Source organism: Polynucleobacter parvulilacunae, assembly GCF_018881715.1.
Taxonomy (GTDB): Bacteria; Pseudomonadota; Gammaproteobacteria; order Burkholderiales; family Burkholderiaceae; genus Polynucleobacter; species Polynucleobacter parvulilacunae.
The window spans coordinates 1-234 of the sequence record NZ_JACVPW010000019.1 but is presented as its reverse complement, the minus strand read 5'-3'; the positions used below and the strand labels follow the sequence as shown (position 1 = coordinate 234).

General features: G+C 50.4%; 1 protein-coding gene. It reads left to right on the top strand.

Annotation, left to right across the window (positions count from 1 at the left end):
- Positions 1 to 234: YDG domain-containing protein (locus ICN18_RS10390; protein ID WP_216190520.1), on the top strand; the 234-nt coding region annotated here is incomplete at both ends.

Genomic DNA, 234 nt, shown 5'->3' with positions numbered 1-234 from the left:
GCCAATGCTACCGTTAGCTTAGCCAATTTATCGATCACTGGTCTGGTATCAGGTGACAGCTTGACCTTAAGTAATCTGACTACTGCCGCCTTTAATAGTGCGCACGTAGCCAATGCTAGCAACGTCACCGTTGGCAATCTGGCTTTAGCCACCGTTGCCGGTAACCACACCAGCGCTCTGAGTGACTACAACTTACAAACGACCAACCTGACCTGGAATAGCTCCACGATCAGC